This is a genomic window from Pseudomonas sp. LJDD11, assembly GCF_024584215.1.
Classification (GTDB): domain Bacteria; phylum Pseudomonadota; class Gammaproteobacteria; order Pseudomonadales; family Pseudomonadaceae; genus Aquipseudomonas.
Genome location: NZ_JANJFL010000002.1, coordinates 32,510 through 58,092, shown reverse-complemented (window position 1 = coordinate 58,092; position 25,583 = coordinate 32,510). Strand labels below are relative to the sequence as shown.

The following is a 25,583-nucleotide window of genomic DNA, read 5'->3' as shown; positions in this document are numbered from 1 at the left end:
ACAAGGCCCCCAGGTTCTGCCTGGGGGCCTGTCAGGCTGTCAGCGGCGCTTCTTGCTGGCGCCCAGCAATGACCCCATAACCCCACGCAACAACTGACGGCCCAACTGATTGGCGGCCTGACGCATGGCGTTTTTCATTGCCCTGCCCGCCAGACCGCCGAGAAAAGCCCCGGCCTTGTCACCGAAGTCATCCGCACCTGACGATGCCGTTGGCTCAGGCGGTTCGCCAGCAGGCGCGGCCACGCTGCGCACCGCCAGCCGCTCATAGGCAGACTCGCGATCAAATGCCTGGTCATAGTGCCCGGCCAAAGGAGACTGGCGCACCCATGCCGCTCGCTCAGACTCATTAAGCGGACCGATGCGTGACTGCGGCGGGGCAATCAATACTCGCTGCACCATGGCTGGGGTGCCCTTGCTCTGCAGCGTACCGACCAGTGCTTCACCAATGCCCAGCTCCGTCAGTACCGACAGGCTGTTGAACTGCGGGTTAGGCCTGAAACCTTCAGCCACGGCGCGCAAGGCGCGTTGTTCTTTGGCGGTGAAAGCCCGCAGGCCATGCTGGATACGCAACCCCAACTGAGCAAGAATCGCATCCGGCAAGTCACCGGGCGACTGAGTGACGAAATACACCCCGACACCTTTGGAGCGGATCAATCGCACCACCTGCTCCAGCCGCTGCTGCAGCGCCTGCGGTGTATTGCCAAACAACAGATGCGCCTCGTCAAAGAACAACGCCAGCACCGGTTTATCGGCATCACCGCGCTCGGGCAATTGCTCGAACAACTCGGCCAACAGCCAGAGCAGAAAGGTCGCATAGACCTTCGGTGCCTCGTGCACCAGGCGGCTGGCGTCGAGCAAATGAATACGCCCGCGACCATCACTGGCCGGCTGCAGAATGTCCTGCAACTGTAACGCCGGTTCACCAAACAGCGCCTCGGCGCCCTGCTGCTCAAGCCCTGCCAGACGGCGCTGTAATGCCTGGCTGGAGGGCGCGGTCAGTAATGCCGCGTCTTCGCCCAGCAGGTTCGGGTGCTCGCGCAGATGATTGAGCAGCGCCTTGAGGTCCTTGAGATCCAGCAACAACAAACCTTCCCGGTCGGCGACCTTGAAAGCGGCATACAGCGCCGACTGCTGACTGTCGGTCAACGCCAGCAGGTTGCCGAGCAACAACGGTCCCATTTCGCTGAGGGTGGTACGCAGTGGATGGCCAGACTTGCCATCGATATCCCAAAGTACCAAAGGATAGCCTTGCGGCCGATGCCCCAGCCAGGGCATGCCGGCAATGCGCTCAGCCACTTTGCCTTGCGCATTGCCAGCAGCGCCCAGGCCGCACAGATCGCCCTTGATATCAGCGGCGAACACCGCCACCCCGGCATCACTGAAGGCTTCGCTCAGACGCTGCAAAGTGACGGTCTTGCCAGTGCCGGTCGCGCCAGCGATCAGCCCGTGTCGATTGGCCAGACGCAGATCCTGACCGACCGGTTGTCCGTACGGATCTGCGCCCAGCACCAGTTGCACAGTATCGGGCATGACTTCACCCCTCTTGTTCAGGATCTGCTCAAGTATTGACCCGTTACGTCATCTCTTCGAGGCTGATGGCTGCCATCCGGCGGGCGGTAGCCGGTCGTCACGAACAACCGCAGTTGCCGGTGGTCAGCAAGAGAGGTCCACTCACCTGAGGAGTCCCTCACGTGCATATCGCCGACATGACGATGTTCTACGCACCGGCCAGCGGTGGCGTGCGCACTTATCTGGATGCCAAACACCGGCGTTTGCAACACTATCCAGGCGTGCAACACAGCCTGTTGATTCCTGGCGCGCGCTCCAGCCACAACGACGGCGTGCATCAGGTTCCGGCAACCCCATTACCGTTTGGCAACGGTTATCGCTTTCCACTGCGGGTCAGCCCCTGGCGAACCATGCTGCACAATCTCAAACCGGATCTGATTGAGGTCGGCGATCCTTACCTGACCGCCTGGGCCGCGCTGGATGCACGGCGTCAGCTCGATGTGCCGGTGATCGGTTTTTATCACTCCGATCTGCCTCTGCTAATCAGCAACCGGATGGGCCAGTGGATCAACAGCAGCGCCCAGGCTTACATCAGCAAGCTGTATGGCAACTTCGACCGAATTCTGGCGCCCAGCCAGGTCATGGCCAGCAAACTGATCGGCATGGGCCTTGAACAGGTCCATGTGCAACCGCTGGGTGTTGATCTACAGATCTTCGCCCCCACCCGACGTGACCCTGATCTGAGGCAACGCCTGGGCTTGCGCCCGGATACCCGGCTATTGGTGTTTGCCGGCCGCGGCTCCCGGGAGAAGAACATCAATGTTCTATTGCACTGCATGAAACAACTCGGGCCGCGCTACCACTTGCTGCTGATAGGCTCGCACATGCCGACCCAAGTGCCGGACAACGTCTCGGTGATCGGCCGCTTCTGCAAGGCAACCGAGGTCGCGCAATGGCTGGCCAGTGCCGACGCGCTGTTGCATGCCGGTGATCAGGAAACCTTCGGCCTGGTGATACTCGAAGCCATGGCCAGTGGCATTGCGGTGGTCGCCGTCGACGCCGGGGCGTTCAGCGAGATCGTCCCTGGTGAATGTGGCCTGCTGTGCGCAGCCAATCAGCCCAAGGCCATGGCCAGTGCGGTACGCGAGCTGTTTGAACACGATGTCAGGGCTGTGGGGCAGATTGCCCGGCGGCATGTCGAAGCACATTACAACTGGGACAGGGTCGTTGCCGGATTGCTTGAGCACTACCAGGCCGTGCTGGGCAGCCATCTGCCAGTGACAGCCAATGGCTGAGCAATCAGTCCTGCTGCTGGTGCTGCACGATGTTGCGCCGTGCACCTGGCGCAGCTACCTGCCTTTCGTGGCGGCGGTGGATGCACTGGGCAGCGTTGCGATGACCTGGCTGGTGGTGCCGGACTTTCATCAGCGTAATCCTCTGGACAACGACCCGGCACTGCTTGATTTTCTCGACACGCGACTGGCGCGCGGGGATGAATTGGTTTTGCACGGTTATCAGCATTGCGATACCGGCCCGCCACCACGCCATGCGGCTGATTTTCTGATGCGACGGGTTTACACCCGCGAGGGCGAGTTCTACTCGTTATCGCACGATCAGGCATTGATGCGCCTGGATGCCGGGATTGCCGTTTTTCAGCGCCATGCATGGCCGCTGCACGGATTCGTGGCGCCGTCCTGGCTGATGAGCCCCGGTACTCGCCTGGCATTGCGCGAGCGACCGCTGAGCTACACCAGCAGCCCGCACCACTTATACCGCCTGCCAGACTTCACTGCGCTGCGGGCTCCGGGCCTGGTATGGAGTGCCCGCAGCGCTTGGCGGCGCGGGGCTTCATGGGTGTTCAATCGTTGGCAGGAAACGCAGTGGCGCCAGGCTCAGGTCATTCGCCTGGGCCTGCATCCGGTGGACATGCATCACGAGCTGGCAAGGCGATATTGGCTCGCAGCGCTGCAGAGACTGCTTGAGCAAGGTCGTGTAGCGCAGACCAAATACGTCTGGCTGAGTGCTCAGATATCGGCTTCGGTATCGCAATGAGGCTCGTTGTCAGCGGCGTTGGAAACCTCTTGCAACTGACGCCACAATTGGGCGGCTGCCGAAAAATCAGCGCCATCCTCGGGGCTCAACGCATCGGGATCATAACGACTCAGGCAACCTTCGCCGATCACCGGGGGCGGGCTTGCAGTGGCTTTATTCAGAGGATCGCTCATGTCCTGGCTCCGGCAGTGGAAGACAGACCTTAAACCGATCAGTCACCACCCGCCAGAGCCTGGAGGAGTTACCGGCAATCAGTCGAAGATCACGGTCTTGTTGTCGTGCACCATCACCCGGTCTTCCAGGTGAGCACGCAAACCGCGAGCCAGCACCAGCTTCTCAACATCACGCCCCAGACGCACCAGCGTCTCGATGTTTTCACGATGGCTGATACGCACCACGTCCTGTTCGATGATAGGGCCGGCATCCAGCTCTTCGGTTACATAGTGGCAAGTGGCGCCAATCAGTTTCACGCCACGCATCGCCGCCTGGTGGTACGGTTTGGCGCCCACGAACGATGGCAGGAAGCTGTGGTGAATGTTGATCACCTGGTTGGCGTACTCCTGACACAGCTGTGGCGGAAGGATTTGCATGTAGCGGGCCAGGACCACGACGTCAGCCTGATACTCACCGACCAGACGAGAAACCTCTGCGAAGGCTGGCTGCTTGTTGGCCGGGTCCACAGGTACGTGATGATAAGGAATGCCGTGCCACTCGACCATGCCACGCAGGTCCTGATGGTTGGAAATCACACAGGCGATCTCGCAGTCCAGTTCATCGCTGTGCCAGCGATGCAGCAGGTCCGCCAGGCAGTGAGACTCACGGCTGGCCATCAGCACCACACGCTTTTTCTGGGCCGAGTCAGTAATTCGCCACTCCATCGAGAACTCTTCGGCAATGGGTGCAAACGCTGCACGCAAGCCTTCCAGGTCCAGCGGCAGACTGTCGGCACGAATTTCGTGGCGCATGAAGAACCAGCCACTGAGACTGTCAGAATGGTGACTCGACTCGGTAATCCATCCGTTGTAGGACGCCAGAAAGTTACTGACCTTGGCAACGATGCCGACCCGGTCCGGGCAAGCACTCACCAGGCGAAAAGTGCGCATGGGCAAAACTCCAGACTACGTAAAAAAGGCGGCCATTCTAGCCGCTACGCGGCAAAACTGCAGTAATGACGTCATGTAAACACCGCCAGGGATAGCAAAAGGCCTTCGGCCGCAAATTGCACCTTGCCATCATTGCATCGAGACTCCGCCAGCACTGAAAACAACGCCATTTAACCGGTACTTTTCGTGCACTGAAGCCGTGCATTCAGGGACTCATGAAGGATTCTTAAAAGAGCCTCGGCACGGCAGGAGCGGTGCAGACTAATGCAACAAGATGCCGGGTATTTCTGCCGCCCTCAGCCGCCACAGGCTCGCGCCAATACTGCTTAAAGCAACATCTTTTCAGGTCAATTAGGCCGCCGCCTAGTTTCTCGCTTTCTGTAGGAAATCGGTATATCACCTGCTATTTCAGACAAAACAACTATTTGATGTTTACTTGCTCAAGTCCACTGACTATTATTACCTGACTGCAGCCCTGACGCCCCTCCCAACATAGGTATACCCCATGTCGCTGATCAACGAATACCGCGCTACTGAAGAAGCCATCAAAGAACTGCAAGCCCGTTTGAAAAATCTGTCCCAAGATGACAAATTGCAGGCCGAGCTGGAGTTTGAAGGCAAACTGCGCACCCTCATGGGCGAGTACCAGAAATCCCTGCGTGACATCATTTCCCTGCTTGATCCGGATGCCAAAGTTAACAAGGCACCACGTGGCGTGGTGAAAACCACCAGCACCAAACGCGCTCGTAAAGTCAAGCAGTACAAGAACCCGCACAATGGCGAAGTGATCGAAACCAAAGGCGGCAACCACAAAACGCTGAAAGAGTGGAAAGCCAAGTGGGGCGGCGACGAAGTCGAAAGCTGGTCGACCCTGCTGGGTTAATCACCGTCTTGTAGTGCAAAACGCCAGCTCGCTGGCGTTTTTTATTACCTGCTTTTTACAAACATCATGACACGTTCAATATGCTGACAGCTTAAGGGTCGCTCTTTTGTTGATAAGCCTACAAGGCATGTACGAAAACTCACCCGCGCCCTCAACTTCACAGCGGGCTTCAGGCAAGCACCGCCTCCAGGCCGACCCGTTTCAGATCCCCAGCCGGCCTCGCAATACCTGCACATAATCCTGCCACTGACTCAATACCTTCAACTGCTCAGGCCTGGCATTGAGCGACAACTCAATCAGCGCCTTGGTAAAGCTTTGCAGCGTGTTGGGAGCGCCGAACTCCGGGCGTGTCAGACGTGCCTGGCAAAACTCCAGCCAGCGTTGCTGCTCCTGCGCATTCAGGGTTTCGGCAAAGTTACGCGCCCGGTAGCGAAACAACAGCTCCGGCAAACGCGCGTCATCAAAAGGCCAGACCGGTTGCGCCAATTGCTGCGGCTCGGCTTCACGCACTTGCTCACACAGTCTTCGATCACGGTCACCAATAAAACCGTCATACAGCTGCTGCTCGGGATCTTGCTGAGCCGTGAACTCTTCACGCCCATAGAGGTTTTGCAAACGCGGCTGCCAAAGTTCCTGCTCCTGCACCAATGCCGTGGCCCGTTCACGAATCAGCGTCATGTCCAGTTGCAAACGTTGCTGGTCTTCTTCACGCAACACACTTAGCGGTGCGAGCACCGGGCAGCGATTTATATGCACAAGTTTCAGCGGAACCGGTAGTTCTCCCTGCGCCAACTCTTCACGACGCTTGTACAGCCGCTCGCGCAGCGTATCGGCATCGAGTGCCAGCAGTGGCGAATGATCCAGGTGCAGGTCGCAGACAATCAGCGCATTGCGATTGTGCGGATGCCAGGCAAGAGGCAGCACCACCCCCAGATAGTGTCGGGCCGCCGAAAAACGCCCGGATATATGCACAACAGGTTGCAGCAAGCGAATCTGCTCTTGAACCTTTTGCTTACTGCGCAGTGTAAACAGATAGTCATAAAGTTTTGGCTGACGCTCACGGATCAGCCGCGCAAGCGCAATAGTGGCGCGCACATCGGACAACGCATCGTGAGCCTGACCATGCTCAATACCATTGGCAGCGGTCAAGCGTTCGAGTTTGAGCGTGATGCGCCCCTCCTCTTCAGGCCAGACAATGCCTTGCGGGCGCAATGCACAGGCAGCGCGTACAACATCAATCAAATCCCAACGGCTGTTACCGCTCTGCCATTCCCGACCATAAGGATCAAAGAAATTGCGATACAAGCTGTAACGGGTAACTTCATCATCGAAACGCAACGTGTTGTAACCCGCACCACAAGTACCTGGCTGCGCCAGCTCGGCATGCACACGAGTCATGAAGTCGGCCTCGCACAAGCCCTTCTCTGCCAGACGTTGCGGAGTGATCCCTGTGACCAGGCAGGCCGCAGGATGCGGCAGGATATCGTCGCTCGGTTGGCAGTACAGGTTGACCGGAGCGCCGATTTCGTTGAGCTCGGCATCGGTGCGGATCCCGGCCATCTGCAATGGTCGGTCACTGCGCGGGTTGATGCCGGTGGTTTCGTAGTCGTGCCAGAAGATGCTGGGATTCACGGGTTATTCCTGAACGGTAGACCGATAAAGTGTAGGGCTATCAACACGTAAATGGCTAATTTGCCAAATTCAACAATGAACACGGACATATCCTGCATTGTCTATCGACGTATTCCCATTGCCTCGATAAGCCAGTCAGGATAGGTTCACTGCATGTGGGAATCGCCCAGTTTTTTAGACACCCCCTTGCAAGGCAGCAGCATAATCCCCCCTCTCCTTTTACTCTCAAGTACCGCACATCATGTTTCCAGTTTCGCCAAGGCAGGCAGCACCTCTGGACACCCGGCTCGGGATTGAAACGCCAGAAGGCATCGATTTGCTGTTACGTCCGGCAGGCCTGACAGTGCGTGCCCTGGCGTTCAGCATCGACCTGTTGCTGCGTGGTCTGCTGCTACTGACCGGCTATGGTGCCCTGAGTCTGTTCGGTGATTTGGGCATGGGACTGTCGGCCATTGGCTTGTTCCTGATCAACTGGTGGTATCCGGTGTTATTCGAAGTGCTCAATCAGGGTCGCACCCCGGGCAAGCAAATGATGGCCTTGCGAGTCATTCACGACGATGGCACACCGGTCGGCTGGACCTCATCGCTGATCCGTAATCTGTTGCGCATGGTCGACATGCTGCCTTTCGGGTATGCCGCAGGCGCCCTCGCATGCCTCAATCACCCGCACTTCAAACGCTTGGGCGACCTGGCAGCAGCCACACTGGTGGTCTATAACGAACCACTGCGCCAACCTCCGGTGCTGCCCGATGCACCGCCTGCTATTGCACCGTTCGCTCTGCAACTGGCCGAACAACGTGCCATCCTCGATTTTGCCGAGCGCCAGGGCGAGCTGTCGGACTCGCGAACCCGAGAGCTGGCTGGCTTGCTGGCCGAGCCGCTGCAAGTTGCGCCCGGGCAGGCGGCGAGCCGGATCAACGGCATAGCCCGTGGCCTGCTGGGGGCGCCATGAAACAAAGCCTGTTTGAAAACCTTCATCAGGCCGACTGGCAGCGTTTCGCCACGCGTCTGACCCTGCTCGAAAAAAACGCTCGCACCATCACGGCCAGCGAGACCTTCAGCCTGGATTACCGACGCATCTGCCAGCATCTCGCATTGGCCAGAGAGCGTGGCTACAGCAGTTATCTGGTCGACTCGCTGCAGCAATTGGCATTGCGTGGCCATCAGCAGCTGTACCGGCATCGCAGCAATCAGTTGATGACGATGCTGACCTTCGTACTGGCAGGTTTCCCCCGCAGGGTCAGGGCCGAGTGGCGGTTTGTGGCGGTCTCGGCCCTGCTGTTTTTCGCCTGCATGCTGGGCATGGGCCTGCTCGTGCATGCCGTTCCTGCAATGGTCTACAGCGTGCTCGCTCCGGAGCAGGTGCACCAGATGCAGGGCATGTACGACCCGGGCTCAAGGCGCATCGGCGTGCCGGCAGAACGCGGCTCCGGCGAGGACTGGGTGATGTTCGGTTACTACATCATGAACAACATCGGCATCGCGTTTCAGACCTACGCCAGCGGCTTGCTGCTCGGCCTGGGCAGCCTGTTCTTCCTGGTCTATAACGGTTTGCTGATCGGCGCAGTGGCCGGTCACCTGACCCAGATCGGCTACGGTCAGACCTTCTGGCCATTCGTCGCGGGCCATGGCGCCTTCGAACTGACCGCCATTGTCATCGCTGGCGCAGCAGGCCTCAAACTCGGCTGGGCACTGCTGGCACCGGGACGCATGACCCGCGCCCTGGCATTGCGTAACGCAGCCCGGCAAAGCGTGCAAATGATGGGCGGGGTCATGTTCATGCTGCTGATCGCGGCCTTCATCGAAGCCTACTGGTCATCGATGAGCTGGCCTGCGCCATGGATCAAGTACCTGGCGGGCGGGATCCTGTGGAGCCTGGTGGCCGCCTGGCTGTTACTTGCCGGAAAAAACACCCATGCGCCTGACTGACGCCAGTATCGCCATCCGCCCGCGCCCGGCCTGGGAAGCCCTGGATCTGGGTGTCCTGCTGGCCGGCCGGCATCGGAGCCTGCTGATGCTGTCCTGGGCATTGGTCACCCTGCCGATTCTTGGCGTATTGAGCCTTGTGCTATGGGATTACCCCAGCGTGGTCATCGCGCTGTTCTGGTGGTTCAAGCCGCTTTACGAACGACTGCCACTATGGATCCTGTCACGCGCCCTGTTTGGCGCAACGCCGACCCTCAAGCAAGCACTCAAGGCCTGGCCCGGTCTGCTCAAGCGCGAGCTGCTGCCAAGCCTGCTCTGGCGCCGCCTGAGCCTGCTGCGCAGTTTCACCTTGCCGGTCCAGCAACTCGAAGGGCTGAGCGGCCAAGCACGTCGCCTGCGTCTGGCGGTGCTGTGTCAGGCAGACACCCGTGCCGCGCGTTGCCTGACCCTGGCAGGCGCGCACCTGGAGCTGGTCCTGTACACCGCAGCAATCATGCTGGTCTATGTCTTCATGCCTCGGCAGATGGATGTCGACTGGAGCTGGCTACTGATATTGGGCAGCGATGACCAGCTACTGTGGGTCGATCATTTGCTCAACCTCTTGTACGCAGTGGCCCTGATCGCCTGGGGGCCGGTCTACGTGTCTTGTGGTTTCATGCTCTACCTCAACCGCCGTACCCGGCTGGAAGCCTGGGATATCGAATTGGTGTTCAAACGCCTGCGCCAGCGTCTGGCCGGTAGCGCTGCAACTCTGGTGGTCGGCGCATTATTGCTGCTGGGCGCGCTACCGCACAGCGGTTGGGCCTACGCCTCGCCTGCCCCGGAATCCGTACAGCCCTCGCCCCAGAGCACGCGCCTGACGCACCAGCCGCTTAACAGCCAGCAATCACATGCGGCGATCACTGACCTGCTGGAGAAGCCGCCCTTCAAGAACCCAGAAACCGTAACCGGCTGGCGGCTTCCAGAGGCGCAGGAACAACCGCCCACCGCGGGACAAGCACCATCAACATGGTTCGACTGGCTAAACCACCTGCTCAAAGGCGCCAACGTACTCGCCCATCTGTTCGAGATCCTGCTGTGGAGCCTGGCCATCGGCCTGCTGGGCCTGGTGATCTGGCGCTACCGTCAGTGGCTGCGGTTGTTCATCGCCTCACCCGGCAGAGACAAACCAGTCACTGCCCATCCCCCGGCGCAGTTATTCGGTCTGCAAGTCAGCGCCCAGAGTTTACCCGACGACATCGCAGGCACTGTCCTGGCGCTCTGGCCAGACCAACCTCGTGAGGCTCTGAGCCTGCTTTACCGGGCCTTGCTCAGTCATTTGATCACTGATTACCAACTGCCATTAAAAAGCGCCGATACCGAACAACAGGCGCTGCAGCGCATCGCCAGCCTCAACAAACCGGCCCTGAGCGACTTCAGCCATGAGCTGACCGGGCACTGGCAGAATCTTGCCTATGGTCATCGGCTGCCCGCCGCGCATGTACTGCCCGAGCTGTGTGAACGCTGGCGCAGCCTGTTCGAGACCGGAGCACGCCCATGAAGCGCGGCTATCTACTGCCGGGCTTGCTGGTCTCGGTTGTGCTGGCAGTGGTGATCGTACTGTTCATCAGGCAGCTGGAACCTTACGAGGAAACCATCGATCGCGGCCCGTCGCCAGAAGCCAGGACCAACCCCTATCTGGCAGCCGAACAGTTCTTGCTCCAGCGCTCGATAACGGTTCGCTCAGCCGATACCTGGACCGAGCTGCCCGAACCCACAACGCAGCGCCAGACCCTGCTGATTCTCGATGATCGCTCGCGCATGACGCCCGAGCAGGTCGACCCGTTGCTGGCCTGGGCCGATGCAGGTGGTCATCTGGTAGTGGTCGCCGAACAACTGTGGGACGAGCAGCAACAACGCAGCGGCGACCTGCTGCTTGACCGTCTGCAGATTCGCCAGTCATTGACCCGCGACCTGCCCAAGACACAAGCGGAGGATTCAGGCAGCGCACCGGCCGTTCCGATGGCGCGCCCCACACCGGCCAAGACGCCCTGGCCACACCTGACCCGGCTGTATCTTGAAAACGAAGATGCCCCGGCCTACATGAGCTTCGACCCGGCCTATCATCTGGAAGACCCGCAAGACCTGGCCGCCTACTGGGCCAACAGTGCCAATGCCACCCACATGCTGCAACTGGAGCATGGCGCCGGCCTGGTCACAGTACTTACCGATTCACAATTGTGGACCAACCACAGCATCGGTGAATACGACAACGCCTGGCTACTCTGGTACCTGACCCAGGACAGCAGCGTGACGCTGATCGCCCAGGCCCGGCACGATACGTTGCTGAGCTTGCTGCTGCGTCACTTTCCACTGGCGATAGTGACCCTGGCCTTGCTGCTGGCGCTCGCCGTATGGCGGGTGGCAATGCGTGAGGGGCCGCTGCAATGGCCGGCACCTGCCGGTCGTCGGCAACTGGTCGAACACCTGCGTGCCAGCGCCGACTTCCTGCTGAGGCATCGCGGGCAACAGGCGCTGCTGAAAAACCTGCAACAAGACATCCTGCGTCGTGCCCGTCAACGTCACCCCGGCTTCGAGACGCTGGTTGTCACCGAACAGTGGCAGGTTCTCGCCAGGCTCAGCCGCCAGTCAACCAGTGCCATAAGCCTGGCGATGCGCCCGCGTCCGGCGCAACGCCTGTCCAGCGCCGACTTCACCCGTCAGGTAGCCCATCTGCAAACTCTCAGGAATGCCCTATGAGCGAGTCCAACAGCGCACCGTCTGATCCCGTTGAAAACCTTGACAAGCCACCGCTGCAGGCCTCTTCCCAAGCGGCTGAACGCCAACAGGCGAGCCAGCGGGCGCAGACCTTGCGTCGTGAACTGCAAAAAGCCCTGATTGGCCAGAACAGCATGATCGACGACGTACTCACCGCCCTGATCGGTGGCGGCCACGTACTGATCGAGGGCGTTCCCGGACTGGGCAAGACCCTGCTGGTACGGGCGCTGGCGCGCTGTCTTGGCGGCGAGTTCGCCCGGATCCAGTTCACCCCGGATCTGATGCCCAGTGACGTCACCGGGCACGCGGTGTACGACCTGCAGAGCGAACAATTCAAACTGCGCAAGGGTCCGCTGTTCACCCATATGCTGCTGGCCGACGAAATCAACCGTGCACCGGCCAAGACCCAGGCGGCGCTGCTTGAGGCCATGCAGGAGGGGCAAGTCACCCTGGAAGGCAAGACCCTGCCTATCCCGCAGCCCTTCATGGTACTGGCCACCCAGAATCCGATCGAACAGGAAGGCACCTACCCGTTGCCGGAAGCCGAGCTGGATCGCTTCATGCTCAAGCTGCACATGGACTACCCACAGGCCCATGAAGAGGTCGAGATGGTTCGCCAGGTGACCCGCTCAAGCCGCGCCGACATGCTCGACGTACAACCTCTGCTGGTGGTGATGCAACCCCACGAAGTGCAGACGCTGCAACAGGTTGCCAGCGAACTGCCAGTCGATGAGCAAGTGCTCGAATACGCCGTTCGGCTGGCCCGGGCAACCCGTAACTGGGCAGGCCTGACGCTGGGCGCCGGCCCCCGTGCTTCCATCGCACTGGTACGCGGTGGACGCGCCAGAGCCTTGCTGCGCGGCGGTGAGTTCGTGACCCCCGATGACATCAAGAGCTGCGCCATGGCAGTGCTGCGCCACCGGGTACGCCTGGCTCCGGAACTGGACATGGAAGGCCTGTCGGTGGATCAGGTTCTGCGCCAGATATTCGATCAGGTCCCGGCTCCGCGCCTATGACCCAGCGACTGCGACCTGCGCTGCGCCTGTTGGGCGCACTTGCCCTGCTGGCAAGCCTGGCTCTGGTGCCGGGCATACTGTCTGCGCTGGCGATCAGGGTTCCCGAACTCGCCATCACCCTCTACTGGGCGACCTTGCTGGCGCTGCTTGGCATCGCCTTGCTCGACGCCGTACGGGTTGCGCGCCTGCCCTCCCCGCGGCTGCAGCGGCATATGCCCGCCAGCCTGGCGCTGGGGCGCTGGAGCGACGCGCAACTGGAGGTGCAACACGACGCCGCCGCAGTCATGCAACTGCGCATCTTCGACCATGTACCGGACGGGCTGGAATTTGAACACCTGCCACAAAACCTGAACCTGCCCCCTCAGCAGACGGCACGCCTGAACTGGCGCTTGCGTCCACTGCAACGCGGGCGCTTCAACTTCGAACGCTGCGAGGTGATCCTGTACAGCCCGCTGCAGCTCTGGGAAAGCCGCCGTTACCTGGCCCTGCCTGCCCCCGTCAAGGTCTATCCCGACTTTGCCCGTCTCTATGACGGACCGCTGCAGGGTATCGAAAACTGGCTGAGTCAGATCGGTGTGCGTCAATTGCAACGCCGTGGCCTGGGCCAGGAATTTCATCAGTTACGGGAGTTTCGTGAAGGCGACAGCCTGCGGCAGATCGACTGGAAAGCCACTGCCCGGCATCGCACACCGATAGCCCGCGAATATCAGGACGAGCGCGATCAGCAGATCATGCTGATGCTCGATTGCGGACGGCGCATGCGCAGCCAGGACGATGAGCTGGCGCACTTCGATCACGGCCTCAATGCCTGCCTGCTCCTCAGCCACATCGCCCTGCGCCATGGCGACGCAGTCGGCCTGTCGACCTTTGCCGGCGAACAGCAACGCCACCTGCCGCCCGGCAAGGGCCAGCGCCAGTTGAACCTGTTGCTCAACGCGCTGTTCGACCTGCAGAGTACCCGGCGCCCCGCTGACTACAACGCCGCTGTACAGCAGCTATTGAGCAGGCAGAAACGCCGTGCCCTGGTGATTCTGGTCACCAACCTGCGCGATGAAGATGATGAACAACTGCTGTGCGCCGTACGGCAACTGGGCCAACGTCACCGGGTGCTGATCGCCAGCCTGCGCGAAAGTGTGCTGGACCGCCTGCGTGAAGAACAGGTCGAGCGCTACGATCAGGCGCTGGCCTACTGTGGTGCGGTCGACTTTCTCAACGCTCGCAATAGCCTGCACGAGCGTCTCGAAGCGCTAGGGATACCCGTGATCGATGTACGCCCCGAAGAACTCGGCGCGCATTTGATAAACCGCTATCTGGGATTGAAGAAAGGCGGCGTTCTATAACGCCGCACTCCCATGCCTGCTGTCGATCAGGCTGAAGCTTCCAGAGGATAGAAGCTGAAATAATGCTGCAGGCTGTGCATCAGATCGAAGTACTCCTGCGGCGCTTCCTGGATATGAAACCCCGAGTCATAACAACCCGGCGTCACGTCCTCGTGACACCACTGGCACGTCGCACTGACATCGACCATTCGAAAGCCGTCGTTGCCCGACGGCACTTTCAGACGCAGGTCGAAGCGCCCGCCCACCAGCATCGGCAAATCGCTGATGAGCATCAATCCATCTTCGGAGACGTTGCCCAGACACCCCATGGGTCGATCGGTATACCGATTGAACACCTGGAGAAAATACTGCAGCTCGTGCCGTTCTATTCTTCTGTCCTTAAGCATGGCAGCCCCTTCAATGACCACGGGTGGCATTCATGATGACGTTGTAAACGCTGCACGAGTGCCCCGGCCCGCTGCATGAAAATCCCTGGATGCAGGGCTTTTCAGCCCTTTCATTCCGTTAACACACAGACTAGCGCAATTTATATTTAGATCCACCCGATTACAGTACCAATCATCCAATCGGGTGTAACTAGCGTGAAGCAGGAAAAGTTTTCGCCGGCTCACGTTGCGGGTAGTGGCCCAGTTGCGCCAGCGTATCGAGCCGCGCCCTGGCACGGAACGCATATTCGTTGCCCGGATACTGGTTGATGATGAACAGATAGGTCTGCGCGGCATCGACATACAGTTTTTGTTTTTCCAGACACTGGCCACGCAGCATCGATACCTCAGGCTGCACATAACGGCGCGCCCGGCTTTGTCGATCCACCTTGGACAAGGACAACAGCGCACTGTCGCAGTCGCCACGGTCATAGGCGCGGTAAGCACTGTTGAGGTTGGAGTTCATCGCCCAACGGGTACAACCACTGACGGCGGCCAGCAACACGATAATCATCAAGATACGCATGGGTCATCTCCTGTTCTGTGCCTGATATCGGCGGCAATGCAAATTTCTTCAGCCCGCCTGACCAACCAGCTGTCAGACGATTGCCCTGTCTGATGACAGCAAGGTAGTGCAAAGGAACAATGACTACAGGTCCAGAGAGGAGTAGCCTCTCGCTGCGCTTCAATCAAGGAGTTTGTGCATGACCGTTCGCCGTACCAAAATCGTCGCCACACTGGGCCCTGCGAGTAACTCGCCGGAAGTCATCGAGCAACTGATCCTCTCGGGTCTGGATGTTGCCCGCCTCAACTTCTCCCATGGCACCCCGGACGAGCACAAGGCTCGCGCCAAGCTGATCCGCGAGATCGCTGCCAGACACGGCCGCTTCGTCGCACTGCTGGGCGACCTGCAAGGTCCGAAGATTCGTATCGCCAAATTTACCGACAAGCGTATCGAGCTCAAGGTCGGTGACAAGTTCACTTTCTCCACCGCTCACCCGCTGACCGATGGCAACCAGGAAATCGTCGGTATCGACTACCCGGACCTGGTCAAAGACTGTGGCGTGGGTGACGTACTGCTGCTGGACGACGGCCGCGTGGTCATGCGTGTCGATACCCAGACCGCCACTGATCTGCACTGCACCGTACAGGTCGGCGGCCCGCTTTCGGACCATAAAGGCATCAACCGCCTCGGTGGCGGCCTGACTGCGCCGGCCCTGACCGACAAAGACAAGCGTGACATCAAGCTGGCCGCCGAGATGGACCTGGACTACCTGGCCGTGTCGTTCCCGCGTGACGCCTCAGACATGGAATACGCTCGTCAGCTGCGCGATGAAGCCGGCGGCACTGCCTGGCTGGTGGCCAAGATCGAGCGTGCCGAAGCTGTTGCCAACGATGAAACCCTCGATGCACTGATTCGCGCCAGCGATGCAGTCATGGTTGCCCGTGGCGACCTGGGCGTTGAAATCGGCGACGCCGAGCTGGTTGGCGTGCAGAAGAAAATCATTGCCCATGCGCGCACCCACAACAAGGCTGTGATCGTCGCCACGCAAATGATGGAGTCGATGATCACCAGCCCGATGCCGACCCGCGCTGAAGTCTCCGACGTGGCCAACGCCGTGCTCGACTACACCGACGCGGTAATGCTCTCGGCAGAAAGTGCCGCCGGCTCCTATCCGGTCGAAGCCGTCCAGGCCATGGCACGTATCTGCCTGGGTGCTGAACGTCACCCAACCGGCAAGAGCTCCAAGCACCGTATCGGCGAAAGCTTCACCCGTTGCGACGAGAGCATCGCGCTGGCCGCGATGTACACCGCCAACCATTTCCCTGGCGTAAAAGCGATCATCGCCCTGACCGAAAGCGGCTACACCCCGCTGATCATGTCGCGGATTCGTTCGTCGGTACCGATCTTCGCCTTCTCTCCGCACCGCGATACTCAGGCCCGTGCGGCCATGTTCCGCGGCGTGTACACCATCCCGTTCGATCCGGCTTCGCTGCCGCCAGGCCAGGTCAGCCAGGCTGCGGTAGACGAGCTGCTCAAGCGCGGGCTGGTCGAGCAAGGCGACTGGGTCATCCTGACCAAGGGCGACAGCTACCACACCATCGGTGGCACCAACGGCATGAAGATCCTGCACGTTGGCGACCCGCTGGTCTGAGACGGCTGCACGTTGTAGAAAAAAGCCCCGGCGCGTGAGCGACCGGGGCTTTTTCATGTGCTCAGCGCACCGTATCGCCCGCCCCCAGAAACACATCCGTCAGCACCCGGTTACGTGCGACCCCGGCCAGGTAAAGACTCTTGGCAAAGGTCTCGGCACTGACGGCGCTGCCACAGACCAACGCCACGGCCTGACGCGCCAACAAACGCAGTTCAGCCAACGCCGCCTGCAACTCGACCGCAGTGACCAGCCGCACCTGCAGTTGCGGATGTTGCTGCTCAAGCTGGCGCAAATCGCCGGCCAGATAGTGCTCGGTGCTGTCATGCGCCAGGTGGATAACCCGAATATTGCCTTGATGCTGCTGACGCAAGGCCTCGCGCAACACGCCCCACAACGGCCCAAGGCCACTGCCACCCGCCAGCAACAACAGGGGTCGCTCCTGCCAGTCCAGGTCATAGTGCAAAGCGCCGCCGCGCAACTCACCCAGGCGCAGATGATCGCCAGGCTGCAACTGGCGCGCAGCCGAACAAAAAGCCCCGCGATGGCGGCAATCGATATGAAATTCGAGAAAGGGGTCTTCGCCGGGCAGGCTGGCCAGTGAGTACGGCCGAGCGATGCCGTTGGCACTCCACAGCACTTGATGCTGCCCCGCGCGATAGCGCTGCATACGCTGCGGTTCCAGACGCAGACGCAACAGGTTGGCGCTGAGCCAGTCACAGCCGATGACCTGCGCCGGCATGCCGTCTTTCAGGGGGTCGAAGACTTCCACGGCAAGGTCGGCAACCACCCGACACTGACAAGCCAGGCGCCAGCCCTGCTCTCGTTTGGCGGCGGCCAGCGCCTCGGGGCGCGCATCCAGCGGCTCGCCTTCAAGGCAGCGCACCAGGCAGGCATGGCAACTGCCTGCCCGGCAACTATAAGGAATGGCAATCCCGGCCTGATGCAGTGCATCGAGCAGGTTACTGGCAACATCGACCGGCCAGCGCCGCTCACCAACTCGCAGATTGGGCATCGAGAATTCCTGACACCACCGGTAAAAATATCGGCGATTGTACAGGTTGGCTGGCCGGGCGGGTTATACTGCCGCGCCTTTTGCGCCCGCTACGACGTGAGACCGAACGCGCTGGACCGGCTCTAACCTGCCGCCAGCGCCACGCCGATTAGCGTAATCAATGTTCCCGACCCTGAAGAGGAGCGCGCTGCATGACCGTGATCAAGCAAGACGACCTGATACAGAGCGTTGCCGACGCCCTGCAGTTCATTTCCTACTACCATCCCGTGGACTTCATCCAGGCGATGCATGAAGCCTATCTGCGTGAAGAGTCTCCGGCAGCGCGCGACTCCATTGCCCAGATCCTGATCAACTCGCGCATGTGCGCCACCGGCCACCGGCCGATCTGCCAGGACACCGGTATCGTGACCGTGTTTGTGCGCGTGGGCATGGACGTGCGCTGGGATGGCGCGACGCTGAGCGTCGACGACATGATCAACGAAGGCGTACGCCGCGCCTACAACCTGCCGGAAAACGTCCTGCGCGCCTCGATCCTGGCCGACCCGGCCGGTAGCCGCAAAAATACCAAGGACAACACTCCGGCGGTCATTCATTACTCCATCGTGCCGGGTAATACCGTCGAGGTGGACGTTGCAGCCAAAGGCGGCGGCTCGGAAAACAAGTCGAAGATGGCCATGCTCAACCCATCCGACTCGATCGTTGACTGGGTCCTGAAAACCGTACCCACCATGGGTGCTGGCTGGTGCCCACCGGGCATGCTGGGTATCGGCATCGGCGGCACCGCAGAGAAAGCGGCAGTGATGGCCAAGGAAGTGTTGATGGAATCCATCGACATCCACGAGCTCAAGGCCCGCGGCCCGCAGAACCGCATCGAAGAGATCCGCCTGGAGCTGTTCGAGAAGGTCAACCAGCTGGGCATCGGTGCCCAGGGGCTGGGCGGCCTGACCACCGTGCTCGACGTCAAGATCATGGACTACCCGACCCACGCCGCTTCCCTGCCGGTGTGCATGATCCCCAACTGCGCCGCCACCCGTCACGCGCACTTCGTGCTCGACGGTTCCGGCCCGGCCGAACTGGAAGCCCCGCCGCTGGACGCCTACCCGGAAATCGTCTGGGAAGCCGGTCCGTCGGCCCGCCGCGTGAACCTCGACACACTGACCCCGGAAGAAGTACAGAGCTGGCAGCCAGGCGAAACCGTGCTGCTCAACGGCAAGATGCTCACCGGCCGCGATGCCGCGCACAAGCGCATGGTCGAGATGCTCAACAAGGGCGAAAGCCTGCCGGTGGACCTCAAGGGTCGCTTCATTTACTACGTCGGTCCGGTCGACCCGGTTCGTGAAGAAGTGGTAGGCCCGGCTGGCCCGACCACCGCAACGCGGATGGACAAATTCACCCGTCAGATCCTTGAGCAGACCGGCCTGCTGGGCATGATCGGCAAGTCCGAGCGCGGCCCTGCTGCCATCGACGCGATCAAGGATCACAAAGCGGTTTACCTGATGGCGGTCGGCGGCGCGGCTTACCTGGTGGCCCAGGCGATCCGCAAATCGAAAGTGGTTGCCTTCGCCGAGCTGGGCATGGAAGCGATCTACGAGTTCGAGGTCAAGGACATGCCGGTCACCGTTGCGGTGGACAGCAAGGGTGAGTCGGTGCACATCACCGGTCCCGCGATCTGGCAGAAAAAGATCAGCGACAGCCTGGCGGTAGAGGTGCAGTAAGCACTGCGTCAGAGGAGAGCCCGGCCAGAAATGGCCGGGCTTTTTTATGCCCGCCCGTCAGGGCCTGTCATTTCTGTCAGTAGACCTGCGCCGTGGCAGCCCGCACACTGGCGCCGCAGTGCTGGAAAAGTGTCAGGGATGACAAGCCCTTCTCCCTTCTGGTCAGGTCCGTCAGGTTATCGGGCGTGGCCGAGCAACAGGATGGTGCTGGCAACACTGGTGGTGTTGCTGCCAAAAGCGATCAGCTAGACCACTCGGGACAATGCGCATGGTCAGGCGTGTCTTGATCGGTGAACTGGTGGCCATCGGCAATGCCGAGAGGGAGAAGGCTCAATTGATTGACCTGCCAGCGGCAATGCTGTGCAGGAGCGATCCTGCGCCACCTCTAAAAACGTGGGCGATGGCAACGGCATAGCTCATCAGGCAACTTCGGTTCAACCACGTCTGTCCAGCAAATTGACCACCAGCCGGTCCAGCCAGCCCCAGACCCGCTGTTTGACTCGCCGCCACAATGGCCGGGATTTCCAGTCAGCCAGGGTGACCTGTGTGCTGTTGGCAAAGTCGGCGCTGAAGCTGGCACTGACTTGTGCGGTGAGGACCGGGTCGATGGCTTCGACGTTGGCTTCCAGGTTGAAGCGCAGGTTCCAGTGGTCGAAGTTGCACGAGCCAATGCTGGTCCAGTCGTCGATCAACACCATTTTCAGGTGCAGGAAGCACGGCTGGTACTCGAAGATTTTCACCCCGGCGCGCAGCAGTCTTGGGTAGTAACGATGACCTGCGTAGCGTACCGAAGGATGATCAGTGCGCGGCCCGGTCAGCAGCAGGCGCACATCCACGCCACGCAGCGCCGCCTTGCGCAAGGCCCGGCGCACACGCCAGGTCGGTAGAAAATACGGCGTCGCCAGCCAGATACGGCGCTGGCCGCTGTGCAGGGCGCGGACCAGTGACTGAACAATGTCACGGTGCTGGCGGGCATCGGCATAGGCCACCCGCCCCAAGCCCTGCCCGGATGTCGGGACTCTGGGTAAATGGGTGAGGCCGAAATTCTGCTCGGGTCGCCAGGCGGTGCGCCGTTCGTTGACGTGAAACTGCCGGTCGAACAACGCCTGCCAGTCGATCACCAGCGGCCCCTGAACCTGCACCATCACCTCATGCCACTGGCTGACCGGTTTGTGCGGCTCCCAGAACTCATCAGTGACCCCGGTACCACCGACTACCGCCAAGCGCTTGTCGACCAACAGCAATTTGCGGTGATCACGGTAGAAGTTACGCAAACCACGCTGCCAGCGTATCGGGTTGTAGAAGCGCAGGATAACCCCGGCACTCTCCAGACGCTGGCGCAAGTCGTTACCAAACGCCTGGGCACCATAGCCATCGAACAGACAACGAACGATAACCCCACGCTGCGCGGCAGCCGTCAGCGCCTGCACCACGGTTTCGGCACACGCGCCCGCCTCGACCAGATACAACTCCAGATCGACCTGCTGCACAGCGCTGTCGATGGCGGCCAGCATGCGTGGGAAAAATACCGGACCGTCGATCAGCAGTTCGAACTGATTGTCCTTGCGCCACGGAAAAATCGCACCGCCCATGCTCAGTGCGCCGCGAACATCAGCATGGCGCCCACCGGCATCGTGAAACGCGGCGCATCGAGGCCTGCGGTAAATGGCAACCGTAAGGATTCATTGTCTGGATACCCGTTGGCCTGGGCGGGCAAAAGACAAAGGCGTTCGAGCATGCAGACTCCGCAAAGAAAGGCAGTGACAGCCACCTTGAGGTGGCTTGTCTGTGCCTGTCAGACCACAGGCAAACCGCCCGGTTCGCTACCAGAACTACAGCAGACGACAGCCCTGTCGCTGCCCCAGCCACATGGCCCGACTGCTACGCCCCAGGCCACTGGCGGTCACGGTACGGGTTGCCTGATCTTCCTGCAAGGTGGCGGGCAGGTACTGTTTCACATAGCTGCGACAGTATTGGGCAGGGTTGCCCGTGACATAGCGGCACGAACAGTACTCCTTGGCAGTGTAGGCACTGATGATGTCGGGAAACACCTGTAGCGCGACCCGATGCTGCCATGCCCAGACCGCCAGCACGATCAGCACCGGCAGCACCATGCTCAATAACGGATGGCGGCGGATCAGGTTTTTCTGACGGCTCATGGGCGGGCCTGCGGGCCAAATGCGGCCAGTACATGGTTCAAGAGTTCAGCGTGCTGATAGCTGCCGTCCCGGTCGTCGCCATAACGCACCACTACCAGCCCGGCACTGGGGATCACATACAAGGCCTGCCCCCAATGCCCCAGCGCGGCAAAGGTATCAGCCGGTGCCTGTGGCCACGGCCCGGCAGCACCGGACGCGGTGCGGTTGAGCCACCAATGCCCGCCAATGACTTCGCTGCCCGCCTCGGCGTTATGACCGGCGAAGGGCGCCAGGACAAAATCGACCCAGGCCTGAGGCACCAACTGTCGCTGCTGCCAGCGCCCGGACCGCTGCATCAGCAAGCCGATCCGGGCCAGGTCGCGGGCGGTCATGTACAGGTAGGACGAACCGACAAAGGTGCCGCTGGCATCGCGCTCCCACACCGCACTGCTAATGCCCAGCGGCTCGAACAGCGCCGTCCACGGGTAGTCGGGGTAAGCCTGCTCGCCGACCATGCCCTTCAATGCTGCCGCCAGCACATTGCTGTCACCACTGGAGTAGCGCCATGCAGTACCTGGCGCCCAGGCCTTGGCATGGCTGGCGGTAAAACCGGCCATGTCTTGCCGGCCACGGGTGTAGAGCATCGCCACCACCGAAGAGTTGAGCGGCGCGTACTCGTAGTCTTCCTGCCAGTCGAGTCCCGATGACCAATGCAGCAGGTCGGCCAGGGTGACATCCGGGTGCGCCTTGAACGACGGATAAAATCTTGCGACAGGGTCCTGCAAGCGCAACCGGCCTTCACCGAATGCCACGCCCAGCAAGGTGGCCAGCACGCTCTTGCTCACCGACCAGGTCAGGTGTGGTGTGTTCACGCCGGTCACCCCGGCATAACGTTCGTAGACGATCTGCCCGTCACGGATGACCAGCAAGGCATCGCTGCGCACGCCTTTGCGCTCAACCTCGTCACGTGCAGGGAACGCGTAGCTTTCAAGCCCCCCAAGGGCCGGCGTTGCCACCACAGGCGCGCGGCTCCACTGCGCATCTGGCCACTGCTCGGCATGGCTGAAGGCGCAGGCGACATTCAAGACAAGAAGCAGGCCGAGCCTGACCAGGCGAGCTGCCATGAGGGAATGTTCCACTGGAGGTTTGCGCGACGTTAGCAACTTTTGATGACAAAACCGATTCGTCAAGACAAGGAAATGCGCCGTAACACAAGCATCACCAAATCTTCACGGGCATGACACGGCACCTCCCTAGCCTGCAAGTACAGCAATGCGCTTGGACAAATCAGTCGACCGGCCCCTTGCATGGCTGGCTCCCGGAGAGTTCGCATGACCCAGATTGCCCGCATCCGTGACAACAGTTCCGAACGTCGTCTGCAGGCCGAACGCCTGGCCGGGCCACGCGCCCTGCTCGAAGCCCAGGCACTGCGCTTCAGCGTATTCAGCGAAGAGTTCAACGCCCGGCTCAAAGGCGCTGAACAGGGCCTGGACGTCGATGACTATGATGTCCACTGCATGCACATCGGCGTACGCGACTTGAACACCGGGCGCCTGGTGGCCACCACCCGCCTGCTGGATCACAAAGCCGCCAGCACGCTGGGACGCTTCTACAGCGAAGAAGAATTCAGCCTGCATGGCCTGGCCCATCTGCAAGGTCCGATCCTGGAACTGGGGCGCACCTGTGTCGACCCGGCCTACCGCAACGGCGGCACCATTGCCGTGCTGTGGAGCGAACTGGCCGAAGTGCTCAACGAAGGCGGCTACAGCTACCTGATGGGGTGCGCCAGCATCCCGATGCAGGACGGCGGCGTACAGGCCCACGCGATCATGCAGCGGCTGCGCGAGCGCTACCTGTGCACCGAACACCTGCGCGCCGAACCCAAGACCCCGCTGCCGAGCATGGATGTACCTGGCAACGTGATCTGCGAAATGCCGCCCTTGCTCAAGGCCTATATGCGGCTGGGCGCGAAGATCTGCGGCGAGCCGTGCTGGGATCAGGACTTCCAGGTGGCCGACGTGTTCATCCTGCTCAAGCGCGATGAGCTCTGCCCGCGCTACGCCCGCCATTTCAAGGCGGCCGTGTAATGAGCCGGCTGCGCAGCCTTGCGCGCGTGGCCCGGGTGTTGCTGGTGATCGGCGCCGGCCTGCTGCTGGCAACGCTGGTGGCGACACTCGAACGCCTCAGGCTCGGCGGCTCCATGCGTCTGCGGCAAAACTGCAGCCGCTGGTTCATGGCACGTCTGAGCAACGCCCTGCCGTTTCGCGTGACGGTACACGGTGAGTTGCCCCGCGAGCCGATGCTGTGGGTCTGCAATCACGTGTCATGGACCGATATTCCACTGCTGGGCCAACTGACCCCGCTGTCGTTTCTGTCCAAGGCCGAGGTACGCACCTGGCCCATCGCCGGCTGGCTGGCGCTCAAGGCCGGCACCCTGTTCATCCGCCGCGGCGCCGGTGACAGCCGCCTGGTGCAACGCCAGATGAGCGGCTTGCTGCAACAAGGCAGCCCGCTGATGATTTTCCCGGAGGGCACCACCACCGATGGCCGCGCCTTGCGCACCTTCCATGGTCGCTTGCTGGCCAGTGCCATAGAAGCTGAAGTCGCTCTGCAGCCGGTGGCCATTGAATACCGCCGCGACGGCCAACCTGACCCGATTGCGCCGTTCATCGGTGATGATGACTTGCTGTCACACATCCGCCGCCTGTTCGCCAACCCACAGAGCGACGTGCATATTCACCTGCTCAAGCCGATTGCCAGTAACGGCCAGGAACGTGCCGCCCTGGCCTACCAGGCGCAACAGGCGGTTCAGCACGCGCTGTTCGGTACGACCTGCGAAGACGTCACCGTCGCCGCCTCGTCGGCCAAAGCGGCCTGAGCAAATGCCTGCAAGTGCGGGTAGAAGGTCTTGAAGTCGGCGCTCAAGGGCCGGTACAAGCCAGGCAACTCGCGCATGGCTTCGTAAAGGCCCGCAGGCCGCGACAGGCGCCGGGCGATGCCACTCAAGGCCGCCTCAACGACCTCATAATCGCGGTATGACCCCAACCAGTCCTGCGCCGCCATGCGCGGTGCCACCAACGCCAGCCGCTCTGGCAAGTCGGGCTCGGCAGCCAACAAACCATAGACCTTGCCGGTAAAGTCATCCAGCGACTCATCGGCATACTGAGCCCAATCGCGGGCCAGGCAATGGTCGAAGAACACATCCAGCGCGATCCCGGCATAGCGCCGATTGCCTTCAGTGAACCGGGCCAATGCTGCCTTGATCAAAGGGTGCTGGTCAGTAAAGACATCGATGCGTCGATGCAGGCGAATCGAAGCCTCCAGCTCTGGAGCAAAACGCCCGGCCAGGGTTCCTTTGACGAAATCACCGTACAGGCTGCCAAGCAGTTGCGCTGGACGCTGACCGCCAACATGAAGATGTGCGAGGTAGTTCATGGCTGCAAGCCTACGCCGGTTTAGCGCCAGGGTCACCTCTATATCGTCATAACCCGATATACCGATTTATACCGTACTTAGTCACTCTGGATATTTGTACATCGCGATACAACGATATATGGTTCTCGCTACCGAGACGCACCGCAGCACTCTCAAAATGACCCTGAACATCGACCTCGACGAAATCATCAAAGCCCTGGCCCACCCGGTCCGCCGCGACATTCTCGTGTGGCTCAAGACGCCCGAGGCGTTTTTTCCGTCCCAGCAACATTGCCATGAGCATGGCGTATGCGCCGGGCAAATCGATCAGCGCACCGGGCTTTCGCAATCGACAGTGTCTGCGCACCTTGCCACCTTGCAACGCGCCGGCCTGATCATCAGCAAAAAGGCCGGCCAGTGGCATTTCTTCAAACGCAATGAAGACACCATCCAGGCGTTCATTGCCGCGTTGGTTCAAGAGCTCGACAACCCGGGCTGAACAGCG

Annotated in this window: 26 protein-coding genes; 14 read left to right on the top strand and 12 right to left on the bottom strand. The window is 60.8% G+C overall.

The annotated features are described in order from the left end of the window. Positions 1–39: 39 nt before the first annotated feature. On the bottom strand, positions 40–1,530 hold the full coding sequence (locus tag NRB16_RS02845; protein ID WP_257105425.1) for a DUF853 domain-containing protein: 1,491 nt from the start codon (positions 1,528–1,530) through the stop codon (positions 40–42). 176 nt (positions 1,531–1,706) lie between these two features. On the opposite strand from NRB16_RS02845, the gene NRB16_RS02840 reads away from it, so the two are divergent. Both NRB16_RS02840 and NRB16_RS02835 read left to right on the top strand, forming a co-directional pair. Continuing rightward, a complete protein-coding gene (locus tag NRB16_RS02840; protein ID WP_257105584.1) occupies positions 1,707–2,804 on the top strand; it encodes a glycosyltransferase family 1 protein in 1,098 nt (365 codons plus the stop codon). After that, a complete protein-coding gene (locus tag NRB16_RS02835; protein WP_257105424.1) occupies positions 2,797–3,561 on the top strand; it encodes a DUF2334 domain-containing protein in 765 nt (254 codons plus the stop codon). The genes NRB16_RS02840 and NRB16_RS02835 overlap by 8 nt, the downstream gene beginning before the upstream one ends. Here the strand turns inward: NRB16_RS02835 and NRB16_RS02830 are convergent. After that, on the bottom strand, positions 3,534–3,734 hold the full coding sequence (locus tag NRB16_RS02830; RefSeq protein ID WP_045488195.1) for a hypothetical protein: 201 nt from the start codon (positions 3,732–3,734) through the stop codon (positions 3,534–3,536). The two genes, NRB16_RS02835 and NRB16_RS02830, sit on opposite strands and share 28 nt — an antisense overlap. A gap of 78 nt (positions 3,735–3,812) precedes the next feature. Then, positions 3,813–4,664: a formyltetrahydrofolate deformylase gene (purU, locus tag NRB16_RS02825; RefSeq protein WP_045488193.1), complete on the bottom strand. Its 852-nt coding sequence runs from the start codon at positions 4,662–4,664 to the stop codon at positions 3,813–3,815. A 505-nt stretch (positions 4,665–5,169) separates the two neighbouring features. On the opposite strand from purU, the gene mvaT reads away from it, so the two are divergent. Continuing rightward, positions 5,170–5,547, top strand: coding sequence for a histone-like nucleoid-structuring protein MvaT (gene mvaT / locus NRB16_RS02820; protein WP_257105423.1), 378 nt, complete (start codon positions 5,170–5,172; stop codon positions 5,545–5,547). A gap of 201 nt (positions 5,548–5,748) precedes the next feature. On the opposite strand, the gene sbcB is transcribed toward mvaT, so the two are convergent. Next, positions 5,749–7,179 carry an exodeoxyribonuclease I gene (gene sbcB / locus NRB16_RS02815; protein ID WP_257105422.1) on the bottom strand — a complete coding sequence of 477 codons (1,431 nt, stop codon included), beginning with the start codon at positions 7,177–7,179 and terminating at the stop codon, positions 5,749–5,751. Positions 7,180–7,420: 241 nt separating this feature from the next. Here sbcB and NRB16_RS02810 point away from each other — a divergent pair, with 241 nt between their 5' ends. Genes NRB16_RS02810 through NRB16_RS02785 form a run of 6 tightly spaced genes read left to right on the top strand, consistent with a single transcriptional unit; the run spans position 7,421 to position 14,218 of the window. Next, positions 7,421–8,131, top strand: a complete 711-nt coding sequence (locus NRB16_RS02810) for an RDD family protein (protein ID WP_045488183.1) — start codon at positions 7,421–7,423, stop codon at positions 8,129–8,131. After that, positions 8,128–9,108 carry a stage II sporulation protein M gene (locus NRB16_RS02805; protein ID WP_257105421.1) on the top strand — a complete coding sequence of 327 codons (981 nt, stop codon included), beginning with the start codon at positions 8,128–8,130 and terminating at the stop codon, positions 9,106–9,108. Before NRB16_RS02810 ends, NRB16_RS02805 begins: the two co-directional genes overlap by 4 nt. Continuing rightward, the gene (locus NRB16_RS02800; RefSeq protein ID WP_257105420.1) at positions 9,095–10,645 is read left to right on the top strand and encodes a DUF4129 domain-containing protein; all 1,551 of its coding nucleotides are present in this window, start codon (positions 9,095–9,097) and stop codon (positions 10,643–10,645) included. The genes NRB16_RS02805 and NRB16_RS02800 overlap by 14 nt, the downstream gene beginning before the upstream one ends. Next, on the top strand, positions 10,642–11,844 hold the full coding sequence (locus NRB16_RS02795; protein ID WP_045488175.1) for a DUF4350 domain-containing protein: 1,203 nt from the start codon (positions 10,642–10,644) through the stop codon (positions 11,842–11,844). The genes NRB16_RS02800 and NRB16_RS02795 overlap by 4 nt, the downstream gene beginning before the upstream one ends. Beyond that, entirely contained in the window at positions 11,841–12,878 is a 1,038-nt protein-coding gene (locus NRB16_RS02790) for a MoxR family ATPase (RefSeq protein WP_045488172.1), read from the top strand. Before NRB16_RS02795 ends, NRB16_RS02790 begins: the two co-directional genes overlap by 4 nt. An 8-nt stretch (positions 12,879–12,886) precedes the next feature. Continuing rightward, positions 12,887–14,218 carry a DUF58 domain-containing protein gene (locus NRB16_RS02785; RefSeq protein ID WP_257105583.1) on the top strand — a complete coding sequence of 444 codons (1,332 nt, stop codon included), beginning with the start codon at positions 12,887–12,889 and terminating at the stop codon, positions 14,216–14,218. Between the two features lie 26 nt (positions 14,219–14,244). Here the strand turns inward: NRB16_RS02785 and NRB16_RS02780 are convergent, their stop codons facing one another. Next, positions 14,245–14,604, bottom strand: a complete 360-nt coding sequence (locus tag NRB16_RS02780) for a PilZ domain-containing protein (RefSeq protein WP_045494355.1) — start codon at positions 14,602–14,604, stop codon at positions 14,245–14,247. Positions 14,605–14,794: 190 nt separating this feature from the next. After that, positions 14,795–15,169 carry a tol-pal system YbgF family protein gene (locus NRB16_RS02775; protein ID WP_045488169.1) on the bottom strand — a complete coding sequence of 125 codons (375 nt, stop codon included), beginning with the start codon at positions 15,167–15,169 and terminating at the stop codon, positions 14,795–14,797. Positions 15,170–15,347: 178 nt separating this feature from the next. Between NRB16_RS02775 and pyk the strand changes: the two genes are divergently transcribed. Then, positions 15,348–16,799 (top strand): pyruvate kinase, encoded by a 1,452-nt coding sequence (pyk, locus tag NRB16_RS02770; protein ID WP_045488166.1) that lies wholly within the window; start codon positions 15,348–15,350, stop codon positions 16,797–16,799. Between the two features lie 61 nt (positions 16,800–16,860). Here pyk and NRB16_RS02765 read toward each other — a convergent pair whose 3' ends face one another. Continuing rightward, positions 16,861–17,811, bottom strand: coding sequence for an iron-sulfur-binding ferredoxin reductase (locus NRB16_RS02765; protein WP_257105419.1), 951 nt, complete (start codon positions 17,809–17,811; stop codon positions 16,861–16,863). A 191-nt stretch (positions 17,812–18,002) separates the two neighbouring features. Here NRB16_RS02765 and NRB16_RS02760 point away from each other — a divergent pair, with 191 nt between their 5' ends. Continuing rightward, positions 18,003–19,526, top strand: coding sequence for a fumarate hydratase (locus NRB16_RS02760; protein ID WP_257105418.1), 1,524 nt, complete (start codon positions 18,003–18,005; stop codon positions 19,524–19,526). A 434-nt stretch (positions 19,527–19,960) separates the two neighbouring features. Here NRB16_RS02760 and NRB16_RS02755 read toward each other — a convergent pair whose 3' ends face one another. The 4 genes from NRB16_RS02755 to NRB16_RS02740 form a co-directional block, all read right to left on the bottom strand. Further along, positions 19,961–21,118 (bottom strand): phosphatidylserine/phosphatidylglycerophosphate/cardiolipin synthase family protein, encoded by a 1,158-nt coding sequence (locus NRB16_RS02755; RefSeq protein ID WP_045488157.1) that lies wholly within the window; start codon positions 21,116–21,118, stop codon positions 19,961–19,963. Between the two features lie 2 nt (positions 21,119–21,120). Beyond that, positions 21,121–21,264, bottom strand: coding sequence for a hypothetical protein (locus NRB16_RS02750; RefSeq protein WP_158497587.1), 144 nt, complete (start codon positions 21,262–21,264; stop codon positions 21,121–21,123). A gap of 94 nt (positions 21,265–21,358) precedes the next feature. Beyond that, positions 21,359–21,685 (bottom strand): hypothetical protein, encoded by a 327-nt coding sequence (locus tag NRB16_RS02745; RefSeq protein ID WP_045488155.1) that lies wholly within the window; start codon positions 21,683–21,685, stop codon positions 21,359–21,361. Further along, a complete protein-coding gene (locus tag NRB16_RS02740) occupies positions 21,682–22,788 on the bottom strand; it encodes a serine hydrolase (RefSeq protein WP_257105417.1) in 1,107 nt (368 codons plus the stop codon). The genes NRB16_RS02745 and NRB16_RS02740 overlap by 4 nt, the downstream gene beginning before the upstream one ends. A gap of 207 nt (positions 22,789–22,995) precedes the next feature. Here NRB16_RS02740 and olsB point away from each other — a divergent pair, with 207 nt between their 5' ends. Beyond that, positions 22,996–23,751: an L-ornithine N(alpha)-acyltransferase gene (gene olsB / locus NRB16_RS02735; RefSeq protein WP_045488149.1), complete on the top strand. Its 756-nt coding sequence runs from the start codon at positions 22,996–22,998 to the stop codon at positions 23,749–23,751. After that, a complete protein-coding gene (locus tag NRB16_RS02730; protein ID WP_257105416.1) occupies positions 23,751–24,542 on the top strand; it encodes a 1-acyl-sn-glycerol-3-phosphate acyltransferase in 792 nt (263 codons plus the stop codon). The genes olsB and NRB16_RS02730 overlap by 1 nt, the downstream gene beginning before the upstream one ends. Here NRB16_RS02730 and NRB16_RS02725 read toward each other — a convergent pair. Then, entirely contained in the window at positions 24,473–25,099 is a 627-nt protein-coding gene (locus NRB16_RS02725) for an ACP phosphodiesterase (RefSeq protein WP_257105415.1), read from the bottom strand. The two genes, NRB16_RS02730 and NRB16_RS02725, sit on opposite strands and share 70 nt — an antisense overlap. Before the next feature lie 163 nt (positions 25,100–25,262). Between NRB16_RS02725 and NRB16_RS02720 the strand changes: the two genes are divergently transcribed. After that, positions 25,263–25,577, top strand: coding sequence for a helix-turn-helix transcriptional regulator (locus tag NRB16_RS02720; protein WP_253139513.1), 315 nt, complete (start codon positions 25,263–25,265; stop codon positions 25,575–25,577). Positions 25,578–25,583 lie beyond the last annotated feature (6 nt).